Raw genomic sequence first — 12,360 nt, 5'->3', positions numbered from 1 at the left:
CTTCGATCTAGGTGAGCTGGTCGGATGTCGCGGCGGCCGATGGCGGCCCGCCTGTGATAACCGCGTCCGGGCCGTCTCCTCCCGACGCGCTACCGCGTGAGAGGCGGGCCGACCATCCGGTCTGGCGCAGGCGGTCAAGGCCGACCGCGGAGACGAGGATGGCGCCGGTGATGACCTGCTGCCAGTAGCCTGAGACCCCGGCGATGCCGAGGCCGTTCTGGAGGACGCCCACGAAGAGCACACCGACAACCGTCCCACCGATACCCCCGACGCCGCCGGTGAACGTAGTGCCACCAAGGAGCACCGCTGCGACCGCCGCGAGCGCGATATCGGTGCCGACGAGCGGGCTCGCAGCCCCCAGTCGGCCGGTCTGCACCACGGAAGCGAGCCCGGCGCACGCTCCGGCGATCGCGTACACGGACACCGTCGTCCAGGCCACGTTGATGCCCGTGAGACGTGCAGCTTCGACATTTCCGCCGATCGCACAGAGATCCCGACCGAAGTACGTCCTCTTATGGACATACGCGAACAGCGCGAAGCAGGCGCCCATGATCCAGACCGGGACAGGAAGCCCCAGGATGTTCGAGAATCCGACACTGTCGACGAACGACGACGTGACGTAGGTCGTCTTGCTCTCGGACCAGATGTTCACCACACCGGTGAGCACGGAGGCCACCCCGAGCGTTACGACAAAGAACGAGAGTCGCCACTTCCCGATCGGTATGCCGTTGAGCACTCCGCCCACGACAAAGCCGAAGACCACGGTCAGACAGGCAGCCACCGCTCCGGGGACACCAGCTTCGATGACCTTCGCCAGGAAGATCCCGGAGAGTGCCAGCGTGGCTCCGATCGAGAGATCAAGGCCCGCCGTGAGGATGATGAACGTCATCCCGCAGGCGCAGATCGAGACGACGGAGACGCTCGCGAGCAGGTTTTTGATGTTCTGGTCCGTTAGGAACTGGTCCTGCGTGATGCTGAGCACGAGAAACATGATCACGAGCAGAGCAAGCACCGCGCCGTAGCGACCGAAGCCATCGCTGGTCGGTCGCGGGAGTCGGCTGGCCCACGACGGGCGTTCGGGCGGCAGCTTGGAGATCGTGGAACTGTTGTTGATGCTCTTTGTTGACGTGCTGTCGATGGTGTTCACTCGTGACCTCCGGCGTAGTGGGCAATGGTGGATTCGGTGGCTTCCGCCCGTGACAGCACCGCACGGATCCGTCCACGGAACATCACGGCGATGCGGTCGCAGATGCTCAGCAGCTCGGGATTCTCCGACGAGCTAACGAGAATTCCCAGGCCGTCGTCGGCAGCGGCGATGAGCAGCCGGTGGATCTCGGTCTTGGCCCCTATGTCGACTCCGCGGGTTGGTTCGTCGAGGAGCAGGACCTGCGGCCTGATCGCAAGCCATTTGCCCATCACGACCTTCTGCTGGTTACCACCAGACAAAGTCTGGACAGTGGTGTTAGGTGACACGGCCTTGATCTGCATCGACACCATGGAGTCGGCCACTACGGGGCCTTCCTCCTTGGCGCGGTGCCTTCTCGCGCGGCGGGACCATGCAGTCGACGCCATGACGAGGTTCTCGCGGACACTCATGCCGAGGACCAGCCCCTGCTCCTTGCGGTTGGCCGGGACATAACCCACGCCGGCCCCGATCGCGTCACGGGGCCCTTTCGGATGGAATGGCGCGCCGCCGAGCTCGACGACCCCGGTCGCCGGTCGATGGAGTCCGAACACCGTCTCGAGCAGCTCACTGCGGCCGGCACCCACAAGTCCGGCGAGTCCGACGATCTCACCGGGAGCGACGTCAAGTGAGATCTCCTCGATCACCCCAGGGACTGTGACCTCACGGATGCGGAGGACGGGGTCTGCCGTCGGGCGCACACGATGGTTCTCTGCGAGCGTCTGGTGGCTGGCGCCGACCATCGCTTCGATCAAAGACGTTTCGTCGTAGTCGGCGATCGGCCCCTCGCTGACAAGGAGGCCGTCGCGCAGCACCGCGATCCGATCCGCGACGCGAAAGACCTCCTCGAGCCGATGAGACACGAAAATGGTCGACACCCCACCGTCTGCGAGGCCTCTGACACGGTCGAGCAACGCATCGACCTCATCGTCGGTCAGAGAGCTGGTGGGCTCGTCGAGGATGAGCACCCGAGCGTCGATCGACAGTGCACGCACGATCTCGACCAGCTGCTGCTGGTCCGGTCGCAACTGTCGCACCGGCGATGCCGGGTCGATGTCCATGCCGAATCGCGCAAGCAGCTCATGGGCGTCCCGCATGGTGCGCTTCCAGTCGATGCCGAATCGTGTGCGGGCCATCCGGTGGCCGAGGTAGATGTTCTCCGCGACGGTCAGCTCGGGTGCCAGCGTGGTTTCCTGGGTCACGGTCACGATGCCGTGGCGGATTGCCTCCTGCGGCCTGGAGAACGTGACGGGCTCGCCGTCGATGTCGATGCGTCCGGCGTCCGGTCGGACCTGTCCCGCCAACACCCGGAGCAAGGTTGACTTGCCGCACCCGTTCTCCCCGCACAGGCCGAGCACCGTGCCGGCGGTCGGGATCGTCAGATCAGCGCCACGAAGAGCCTGGACACCGCCATAGCTCTTACGAATCCCGGTGAGCCGCAGAGCGGGTACCCGATGAACCGTCGATGTGTCCTTCGTCACCATGCGCGAAACTGTATACTTTTCATCTCGTGAACGTCAACGACATGTATCCACTTTGTGCGAATTGATTGATGCAAGCGAAATCGATGACCTTCAGGCATTAGAAAAACGGGCCCGCCGCTTCATGGACCGTCAACAAGCGTCTAGCCGTAGTTCATCGAAAAGGCGGGAGGAGTCCCGCCCACACCGCACCGCGTTCGCAAACCGAACGGCACCAACGGCGGATCATCAGGCCTCGGTTCACCCACCGCTGGCGGCCACCCCGCTTCAGCTACCTGCACCTGCCCCGATCCACTGTCGAAGCTTGATCAGGACACCGGACTTCCCGTTCGCCGCCCACCACTAGAACACCACGGGCGCACGGGTCCTGGACCTTGAGAAACTCGGCCGCATTCCCGACGGGGGCTGGCACCGCAAAGTCGGGCGGAGCATCGGCAACCGTCGCAACAAGAAGCAGGGCGTGGGTTACGCGCCTCCCAGCCGCCAGGCGTGGCGGACTCGGAGGAACACCATGACGAACACAACGAGACCGCCGCCGCGTTCTGGGAACGGGGCCCGAGCATTCTTCGCGGCCACCATATCGAGGTGCGGGCAGTGTTGACCGACAACGGATCCTGCTATCGCTCATCTTGCTTCGCAGCGGCGCACAGTCCGAACCTCAACCACGGCTACACCCGCCCCTATCGCCGAACAGGTAGGTCGAGCGCTTCACTCGCACCTTGGCCGCCGACTGGGCCTGGCTCCATCACCACCCGACCCCACACCGGGATTGGCGGCAAAGTCACCTATCGACCTCACCGGCCACAACATCCCCAGAAACTAAAGCGCCCCGCGGGACTTCGTGGAGGGGGCATCGATGCCCGGATCGCCGATCAGCTTGACCGCCGTGCGAATCGGCGTCGGCTCCCGAGATGGATCCAATATTCCCACAAGTTGAATGGCAGTGCGGGCCAGGTGCTTGGCGAGCAGCGACGATGCCACCAGCGAATTGCCTTCCTCACACGCCTCGTAGATCGTCTGGTGCTCAGCCTCGCCGAGCATGTAGGCCATCGGCATGTCCTTCATGCAAAGATTGATGTAGCGCTGCGTCGAGTCCGACAACGAGGCACACAACTGGCCGATCATCTCGCCAGCTCCCCGTGTCAGCGCGCGGTGGAAGGCTTTGTGGGGGGTGACCCACGCTTCGTAGTCGTGCGCTTCCACTGCCACCCGCATCTGTCTGAGGAGGTCCCGCATCTCTGGCAGGTCGTCAGCCATGTGCGGCACGGATATGCCGACCGCGAGCCCTTCCAGCGCGATGCGCGCGGCGAATTGCTGCTCGACATCGCTGGCCGACAGCGGCGCGACCCGCGCGCGCTTGTTGGGCTGGGATTCGAGCCACCCCTCGGCCTGGAGCATGCGGATCGCCTCGCGCACCGGCGTGCGACTGACGCTGATGCTTTGAAACAGCGTGCTCTGTGAGATAGCCGTGCCCGGTTCGAGGGTGCCGTCGAGGATCGCGCCCTTCAGCGTCTCGTACACCCACTCGGTGTTCGTGCGCCCCGCACGGCTCGCTCCGTTTTCCTCCGACTCGCACAGATCGGCGTCTAGGCCAGGGATGTCGCCACCGCGATCAAATCGTCGCCGGTCAGACAACTCACTCACCGAGGTCACCGTCCTCGAGGGCCTCTAGGATCCACATGCCCTCAGGGTATAGGTTTCAGAAGTGAGTTCACACCTTCGTCCCGCGAAGGTCGTACAGTCACGTGGCTCTCGTCGAATCCATTGTGGAGTCGACGAGAGCCACACCGTTGTCAGAGTGCGACGTTCACCGTCTTCGTCTGGGTGTACTCGTCGATCGCACCTTCGCCCAGCTCTCGGCCCCAGCCGGACTGCTTATACCCGCCGAAGGGCAGAGCGGCATCGAACGCGTTGTGCGAGTTGATCCACACGCTGCCTGCCTTGATCTGGCGAGCTGTCCGGTGCGCCTTCGAGATGTCCTGGGTCCAGACGCTGGCCGCCAGCCCGAACGGGGTGTCATTTGCCTGCGTGATGACACCCCGTTCGGCGTTGAACGGGGTGGCGACCACGACGGGGCCGAAGATCTCCTCGCGATAGACACTGAAATCGTCCTTCACGTCGACCAGAACGGTCGGCTCGACGTAGAAACCGTCCGTGCCGTGGCGACCGCCCCCGGACAGCGCACGAGCGCCGTCCCGTAGGCCCGCATCTATGTAGCCCGTCACTCGGGTGAGCTGCTCCTCGGAGATGAGGGGTCCGACTTCAGCCTCGGGGTCGAAGCCATGGCCGATCCTGCTGGCTTTCGCGACCTCGGCCACGCCTTGGGTGAACTCGTCGAAGATCGAGTCCTCGACAAGGAGACGAGAGCCAGATGTGCAGGCCTGGCCGTGGTTGAACAAGAATCCGCTGGCAGTTCCTGGAATCGCGGTCGAGAGGTCGGCGTCTGCGAACACGATCTGGGGACTCTTGCCGCCGAGCTCAAGCGAGACCTTCTTGAGGTTTCCCTTCGCAGCGTCGACGACGAGCTTGCCTACCTCGGTCGACCCGGTGAACGCAATCTTGTCGACGTCCATGTGCGAGGCAAGGGCGGCCCCGGCGTCGCCGTACCCGGTGACGACATTGAACGCCCCGTCGGGCAGCCCGGCCTCGGCCATGATCTCGGCCAGCAGGAGGGCAGAAAGTGGAGTCTGTTCGGCCGGCTTGAGCACGACGACATTTCCGCACGCGAGTGCAGCGGGGATCTTGAACGCCGCCATCAGGAGAGGGAAGTTCCAGGGCACGATAGCCCCACACACGCCCACGGACTCACGGAGCGTGTAGGCATGCCACGTCGTGCCCGGAGCCCAGGGGACGGATACCGGGATTGTGCGACCCTCGATCTTGGTGGCCCAACCCGCGTAGTACGCGAAGAGCTCCGCAGTACACGTGACGTCGACGGCTTGCGCCACGCCGACGGACTTGCCATTGTCCAGAGCCTCGAGCTGCGCTAGCTCCTCGGCACGCTCGTAGATCTTCTCACTGATCTGGAACAACAGTCGCTGGCGCTGCGCTGGAGTCCAGAGGCTCCACTCTCCCTCGTACGCGGTGCGTGCGGCCTTGACTGCTCGGTCAATGTCCTCGGCCTCGCCCCACGCCGCGGTCGTGAGGACCTGTCCGGTCGCGGGATCGATGGTCTCGAAGGAGCGGCCGCTTGCCGCGTCAATCCACTGGCCACCGATGAAGAGCTTCTTGGGTCGGCTCAGGAACTCCCGAACCTTCGGAACGACCGAGTCGTGCAGGTCTGTCAATTGTGCGGTCACAAAATACCTCCGGAGGTTGACGCCACCTGTCTAGGTTGCTTGCGTCACACAGCATTCACGCTCTGCGCGTTGAGAGGTGTTCAGTCTCTGGACAGTCCGACTACGACGTCCAGGCGTCAGAGGTCGCGATCCGTAGAGTCCGCATGCGGGCGTACAAGGTTGTGCGTGACATACCTAGGGCTCTTGCGGCCTTGACCTTGTTGCCGCTGGCATGCCTGAGCGCCGCCACGATGACGTCACGTGCGGCCTGGTCGAGCGCCGCCATCGGGGTCGCTGGATCCACCGAACGGTACTGCTCGGGCAGATCGTCCATCACGAGACCACCTACTGTGCGCCGATTCGCCATGTACTCGATCACGGCGTTGAGCTCTCGCAGATTGCCCGGCCACGATTGTGCGGACAACGCCTGAACTACTCGCGGAGTGAAATGGACGGATTTATCCGCCCCAATGGACCTGAGCATCGCATTGGCGATCTCGGGGATATCCGTACGCCGCACGGAGAGCGGGAGAAGCTCCTCACGCTGCGTGGCCATGCCTGCGAGCAAGGCGGCCCGGCCGGTCAAGCCGCGGATCGGACCGGACGTGAAGATCAGCTGCGGCCTGTCCCGGGCACCGGCGGCTTCGATCACCAGGTCGAGCAGCTCGTCGGGCAACAGATCGATGCCATCGATGCACACCGACCCCGTCGAGTCCCGCACCGCATTCTGGAAGTCCTGCGCCCAGGACTCACGACCATTAACGAGTGCGAGGGCGGGCCTCAGGAGCTTCGCCGGCGGACGCGCCGCGAGCTGGCGCGCTCTCGTGGTGCGGCCCGTGCCTGGCTCGCCGGCCACGATCGTCCGCGCCGCAGCCGACGCAAGGTTTGATCGGGATCGTCTGACGGACCGAGTGCGACCGGAGCTGCACGGATCCACACGGAGTACGGCCCCTCCCCCATCGATCTTGGTGATGTGAATCTTGACCGGCTGCCCGGACGCAAGAGACAGCTCGACCTTGCTGTCCTGCCGCGTTGTCGGCCCGTCCATGAGGACTCGGAGCAGCGCAATGTCAGCGGCGCTCAACAGGTCTGATGCACTCTGGTTCGAAAGCACGATGTTCTCGCCGATCGCGACGATGGCGCGCCTCCTCAGACCAGCGGCGACCTGGAAGGCCGCCAACAAGCTCTTTTCCGAGGCACGGCTCCCGTCGAGCAGTCGCTGCTCGATGTCGTGGACGGCGCGAGCGATGAGCGGCGGAAGCAGCGGGCTGGCCTTGTTGATCTTCGCGGAGATGTCCAGCACTCCCTCGATACGCTTCGTCAACGGGTGGCGGATCGGATGTCCGTAGCAGCTGAAACAACGAAGCGACTGGGCGAAATGCTCCGCTCCATTGATCGCGATTGAACGACGAGTCTCCATGACTGTCCCGAGCGCGTTGGTGCCTATCGTGTCCTCGAGGAGACTTGCGCCGATTCGGAGGTTGAGTGTGTCGAAGCGTTCCCCGACGCGTCTGTCGTCGAACCACCGTCGCACGACCCGGCAGTCTCGATCGACGAGCACGGTCGCGTAGCTGCTTCCTCGCAGGCTCGACTCGAGCTCATCGAGCACCGGCGCGGCTCCGACGAGCAACGAACTCTCGGTGTCGATCTCCACGTCTGCCGGGTCCTGGAACGGCGCAGTGGGATCAAGTCCGGCAAGGTTGGCCCGGCGCCATGACTCGGCGATGTCAGGTCTCATGTCCCCGGATCCGTCATTGCTGATTTTGGCCCTCATGACCCCTCCAGTCTTCGCACGCTCGGTTTGACACCTCCGATCCTGCAGCGGGTGCACGACCTGGACGTGGGAGTGGGCGGACTTTCTCTACACCTCGGCGTTATGCCCCCCGTCTCCTACAACCGTAGCCGGACGCCACGTTCACCCCCGCCAGGACCGACGCGAACGACCAGGAACGCACGCCCGCGCTTCTCCACCGCCCGCACCATGCCGCACACCCGGCGCCGGGTCGATACCGGCGACGAGGCGCTCGCCGAACCCCGTGGTCCTCGTCGGATTCGACGACGACCTCGCCGGCGAAGCCACCCGCATCATTGGACCGGATCCGCGGCCTGCTCACCTCCATCCACCCGGCCCTCGAGCGGGTCCTCGGCCCCCGCATTACTCATCCGGCGGTCCTCGTGGTCCTCTCCCGCTGCGGCGGGCCGGCCGGAATCCGGCAGGCCCGCAAGCGCAAGCTCACCACGATCGCGGTCAAGCACGCACCCCGAATGGGCGCCAGGTTGGCCACCGACATCCTTGCCGTCCTCGACGAGCAGGCCGTGGTGGCGCCCGGCACCACGGCCGCCGAAACCGTTCTACCCAAACTTGCGGATTCACTGAAAGAGACCCTGTTACAACGCAAAGCGGTCGCCGTGGACGTGGAGAGGGCCCTCGATGACCACCCTCTTTCCCCAGTCCTGACCTCGATGCCCGGCATCGGCGTCTTCGGTAGCAGCTCGGATCCTGATCGAGGTCGGCGACGGCTCCGCCTTCCCGTCCGCCGCCCACCTGGCGGCCTATGCCGGCATCACACCGGTCACCCGAAAATCGGGATCCTCCATCCGTGGCGAGCACCCCGCCTGCTCCGGCAACAAGAAACTTGGGACGCGCCCTGTTCCTGTCTGCCTTCGCCGCCCTCCACGACCCCATCAGTCGCGCCTACTACGACAAGAAACGGGACGAGAAGAAGAAACACAACGCGGCCCTGATCTGCCTCGCCCGACGCCGCTGCGACGTCCTCTACGCCATGCTCAAGAACAAGGAACTCTACCGGAATCCAACCCCCTCAGCGGCTTGACGAAAACCATAGGGACCCCCGGGGGGAGCGCCTGACTACTTCCGCAGTGCGGCGGTGTCGATCCCGAGTTCCTCCAACCGAAGGATGTAAGTGTGGACGTTGCGCATCTTCACGTCCTCGTATCCGCGGACGAGATCCGGCGCCGATGCCGCCGCCGCCGCGGTATCGTAGGACTCGGCGGTCAGTGACCTCACCTGGTCGAGGACCATAGATTCGTAGTGCGCGATCAGCTGCCGTTCAACCTTACGTACACGCGCGTATCCGAACGGGTCAAACGCTGTTCCGCGCAAAAACTTACCTTTTGCCAGCACCTTGAGTGCGATGTGGGTGCGAGGGCCCATGCCGATTTTCTTTCTGCGCCCCAACGCCTTCAGCGTCGGAGGATGAAGCTTGTAAGTCAGATTCGCCCCGCCCGGAACCTCCGCCTCGACGGCTTCGAGGAACGCCGGGTCTGTGAGCATACGGGCCACCTCGTATTCGTCCTTGTAGGACATCAGCTTGTGAAGGTTCTTCGCCACCGCTTCTGACAGATCTGTACGGTCGGTGACGGCCCGCTCACCAGCCCACACCGACTCGACGACGTCGATGTAGCGGACGGCAGTGTGATCTCCCTGGTACGCGACGAGGTTCGCCGCGCGCCGTTCGAGCAGTTCCCGACTCGCTCCTGTCACGGTCGAGACGCTGAGCAGGTGGACGGGGACGGCGGTGTCGCTGCGGTGGGCGGCCTTGGCAGCGGTGGTAACCGCCTCGAACGCCGCCGGATCGGCGACCGCGACACGTCCCCACTGGAACGCCGTCTGATTGGCTTTGACCGCGACACCGTTAATTGAAATGGCCTCTTCGATGGCGCTGGCCGGAATCGGAAGCCCACCGGCCTGATAGGCGGCACCGACGAGCAGGAAGTTCGCTGCGGCGGTGTTCGCGAAGATCGCCTCCGCCGCAGCGAGCGCGTCGAACGCGGTGAGTGTGCGGGCCCGTGCGTCGAGTCGCTCGAGCAACCCTTCATCCGCGGGATAGGCCACCGTGCTGTCGTAGACCATGTCACCCGTAGCTGTTTTGCTGGTGGAGGCAACCGTGACAGTACGCTCGGGGTTTCCGATTCCGGCGTTCTTCGCGTCGGCGGCGGTCAGCAGATCGAATGCCAACACGCAGTCGGCAGTGGCCGGGCTGATCCGATTGGAGGATTCTGCTGCGTCGATGCTCACCCGCAGATGTGAGGTGACTGGGCCGGCCTTCTGGCTAAGCCCGGTCTGATCGAGCCCCTCGACATGCAGTCCGGCACGCAGGGCGGCCATGCCGAGGACCTGATTGACGGTGACGATGCCGGTACCGCCGATGCCGGCGAGGAATACGTTGTGGGTGGCGGTGATCGCCGGGAGGTTCGGCTCCGCCACCAGTGGTGGAGCCGGCACGTCCTTGCGTGGGGCAGTTGTGTTCTCGGGCAGCTCGACTGTCACGAACGACGGGCATTCGCCGTCCAGGCAGGAGTAGTCGGTGTTGCAACTGGTTTGGTCGATGCGCGTCTTGCGGCCGAACTCGGTATCGACCGGTTGGACGGACAGACAGTTGGACTTGACGCCGCAATCACCGCAGCCCTCGCAAACCGCCTCGTTGATGACCACCCGGGTGCGGCGCGCAGGCAGGTCACCGCGCTTGCGCTTACGTCGGGCATCGGCCGCGCATTGCTGGTCGTAGATCAGCACCGTGACGCCCTTGGTGTCACGCAGTATCCGCTGAGCCTCGTCCAGGCGGTCCCGGTCCCACAGCACCACCCCCGGGGCAAACGAGGCGCCCTTGTGTCGATGCGGTTCCTCGGCGCAGACGATGATCTTGGTGACACCCTCGGACGCGAGTTTGTGGGTCAAGTCCGGCACGGTGAGTGCTGCCTCGGCGTCCTGGGCGCCAGTCATCGCTACGGCGGAGTTGTACAGGATCTTGTAGGTGATATTGACCCCAGCTGCCACGCAGGCCTGCACGGCGAGCTGTCCAGAGTGGAAGTAAGTGCCGTCACCAACGTTCTGGAAGATGTGCTGGACGTCTGTGAACGGTGCCTGGCCGATCCACTGGGCGCCTTCGCCTCCCATCTGGGTCAGTCCGGTGACTTGAGAGTCTGTGCGCGAGGACATCGTCACCAAAGTGTGGCAGCCGATGCCGCCGCCCGCGAGGGATCCTTCGGGGACCACGGTGGAGCGGTTATGTGGGCACCCGGAGCAGAAATAGGCGGTGCGTTTAGCCGGTAGCACGGTCAGCTGCAACGGCGGCGGGGGTGGAGTGGTGACGGCCACTCGGTCCTTGAGGATTCTCCGCAGCGGTGCAGTCAGGCGGGCCGCGGTCAGTTCTCCGTCCGGCGGGATCAGACGGCTTCCACCGTCACCGCGTTTGCCGAGCACGCGGGGTGCGGCGGCCTGACCGTAGAGGATGTCCTTGACCTGGGACTCCACGAACGCCGTCTTGTCTTCGACCACAAGGACCGCCTCCACCCCGGCCGCGAGCCGACGAACCTTGTCGGCGCCGAGTGGATAGGGCATTCCGACGCGGAGTATGCGGATGCCAGAGTTGTGCAGGTCGGCCTCGGTGAGGCCGAGCTCGAGCAATGCCTGGCGGACGGAGTCGTACGCGGTGCCGACGGCGACTATGCCAAGCCAAGCGTCCGCCGGGTCGACCTCAATCCGGTCGATATTGTTGGCGGCGTTAAAAGCTTCAACCATCGCCCACCGGGGTCCGTACAGATCGGCCTCAGCCAGCACACTGTCCGGTGGGGCCGCGAGCACCCGCTGCCGGTAGATCCAAGGTCGGCCCTCCCATTCGATTGTGGGGACGACAATATCGAGGTCGGCGAAGTCGCGGTCAAGGGTCCAGATGCCGTCTGCAACGTCTGCGACCAGTTTCATCGCGGGCCAACATCCTGATACTCGGGACAGGGCGACGCCGTAGAGCCCGAATTGAATGATCTCTTCTGCGTTGCGGGGGAAGAAGATCGGCATTGACAGTGCTGCCAGCGACCGCTCGCTCGCGGCAGGGACGGATGACGACTTGGCGGCAGGGTCATCGCCGACCAAGGCCAGCGCACCGCCCGCAGGATGGGCGCCGTACATGGCCGCATGGCGAAATGCGTCGCTGGCCCGGTCGAGGCCTGGTCCTTTGCCGTACCAGAGGCCGATAATTCCATCGTGGGTGCGGTCGCCCTTGGGAAGTTCGAGTTGGCTGCCCCACACCGCGGTAGCCGCGAGTTCCTCGTTCATGCCTGGCACGAGCCGCACGTCATGCTCAGAGGCCAATTCGGGAATGCTTGCCAACAGCTTGTCGAGTCCGGCGAGCGGACTGCCCTGATAGCCAGAGACGAAGGTGGCGATCTGCTTGTCGGCTCGCCGATCCTGCTCGTGCTGTTCGACCAGCAGTCGCGCGATGGCCTGAACACCAGTCATCAGCACTGGCCCGGAGGAGACCCGGTAACGGCTGGAAAGGTCGAATTGGGTTGACGCCGGAGCGGCATCGGTCAACTGAGTCATAATTAGGTGCACCGTCCATGATTCCGCACACAGTCCGTGCGCGACGACGTGATCGTGATGTAACACTAAGGCTGA

The 12,360-nt window shown here is 64.4% G+C and carries 6 protein-coding genes and 2 pseudogenes; 2 read left to right on the top strand and 6 right to left on the bottom strand.

The annotated features are described in order from the left end of the window. Window positions 1-7 precede the first annotated feature (7 nt). Both OYT95_RS42185 and OYT95_RS42180 read right to left on the bottom strand, forming a co-directional pair. The gene (locus OYT95_RS42185; RefSeq protein WP_268792477.1) at window positions 8-1,147 is read right to left on the bottom strand and encodes an ABC transporter permease; all 1,140 of its coding nucleotides are present in this window, start codon (window positions 1,145-1,147) and stop codon (window positions 8-10) included. After that, complete coding sequence (locus OYT95_RS42180; RefSeq protein ID WP_052033366.1) at window positions 1,144-2,667, bottom strand: sugar ABC transporter ATP-binding protein; 1,524 nt, start codon at window positions 2,665-2,667, stop codon at window positions 1,144-1,146. Before OYT95_RS42180 ends, OYT95_RS42185 begins: the two co-directional genes overlap by 4 nt. A gap of 52 nt (window positions 2,668-2,719) precedes the next feature. Here OYT95_RS42180 and OYT95_RS44950 point away from each other — a divergent pair. Then, a pseudogene (locus OYT95_RS44950) lies at window positions 2,720-3,441 on the top strand (IS481 family transposase); the annotation flags it as partial. Between the two features lie 42 nt (window positions 3,442-3,483). Here OYT95_RS44950 and OYT95_RS42175 read toward each other — a convergent pair. The 3 genes from OYT95_RS42175 to OYT95_RS42165 all read right to left on the bottom strand — a co-directional run bounded on the left by OYT95_RS42175 (window position 3,484) and on the right by OYT95_RS42165 (window position 7,773). Beyond that, window positions 3,484-4,308 carry a GntR family transcriptional regulator gene (locus OYT95_RS42175; RefSeq protein WP_037235688.1) on the bottom strand — a complete coding sequence of 275 codons (825 nt, stop codon included), beginning with the start codon at window positions 4,306-4,308 and terminating at the stop codon, window positions 3,484-3,486. Between the two features lie 149 nt (window positions 4,309-4,457). Continuing rightward, the gene (locus OYT95_RS42170; RefSeq protein WP_275887629.1) at window positions 4,458-5,963 is read right to left on the bottom strand and encodes an aldehyde dehydrogenase family protein; all 1,506 of its coding nucleotides are present in this window, start codon (window positions 5,961-5,963) and stop codon (window positions 4,458-4,460) included. 100 nt (window positions 5,964-6,063) lie between these two features. Continuing rightward, on the bottom strand, window positions 6,064-7,773 hold the full coding sequence (locus OYT95_RS42165; RefSeq protein WP_268792476.1) for a sigma-54-dependent Fis family transcriptional regulator: 1,710 nt from the start codon (window positions 7,771-7,773) through the stop codon (window positions 6,064-6,066). A 135-nt stretch (window positions 7,774-7,908) separates the two neighbouring features. Between OYT95_RS42165 and OYT95_RS42160 the strand changes: the two are divergent. Beyond that, window positions 7,909-8,776, top strand: a pseudogene (locus tag OYT95_RS42160) (transposase); the annotation flags it as partial. A gap of 35 nt (window positions 8,777-8,811) precedes the next feature. Here OYT95_RS42160 and OYT95_RS42155 read toward each other — a convergent pair. After that, a complete protein-coding gene (locus tag OYT95_RS42155; protein ID WP_037235690.1) occupies window positions 8,812-12,285 on the bottom strand; it encodes an indolepyruvate ferredoxin oxidoreductase family protein in 3,474 nt (1,157 codons plus the stop codon). Window positions 12,286-12,360 lie beyond the last annotated feature (75 nt).

Origin of the sequence: Rhodococcus sp. JS3073, assembly GCF_026810085.1 — a bacterium.
GTDB classification, from domain to species: Bacteria; Actinomycetota; Actinomycetes; order Mycobacteriales; family Mycobacteriaceae; genus Rhodococcus_F; species Rhodococcus_F wratislaviensis.
This window is presented reverse-complemented; position numbering and strand designations above follow the sequence as displayed.

What these genes read in the sequence shown, in the direction of transcription:
- OYT95_RS42155 (WP_037235690.1), bottom strand. Translation starts at nt 12,285, where the DNA reads ATGACTCAGTTGACCGATGCCGCTCCGGCGTCAACCCAATTCGACCTT.
- OYT95_RS42180 (WP_052033366.1), bottom strand. Translation starts at nt 2,667, where the DNA reads ATGGTGACGAAGGACACATCGACGGTTCATCGGGTACCCGCTCTGCGG.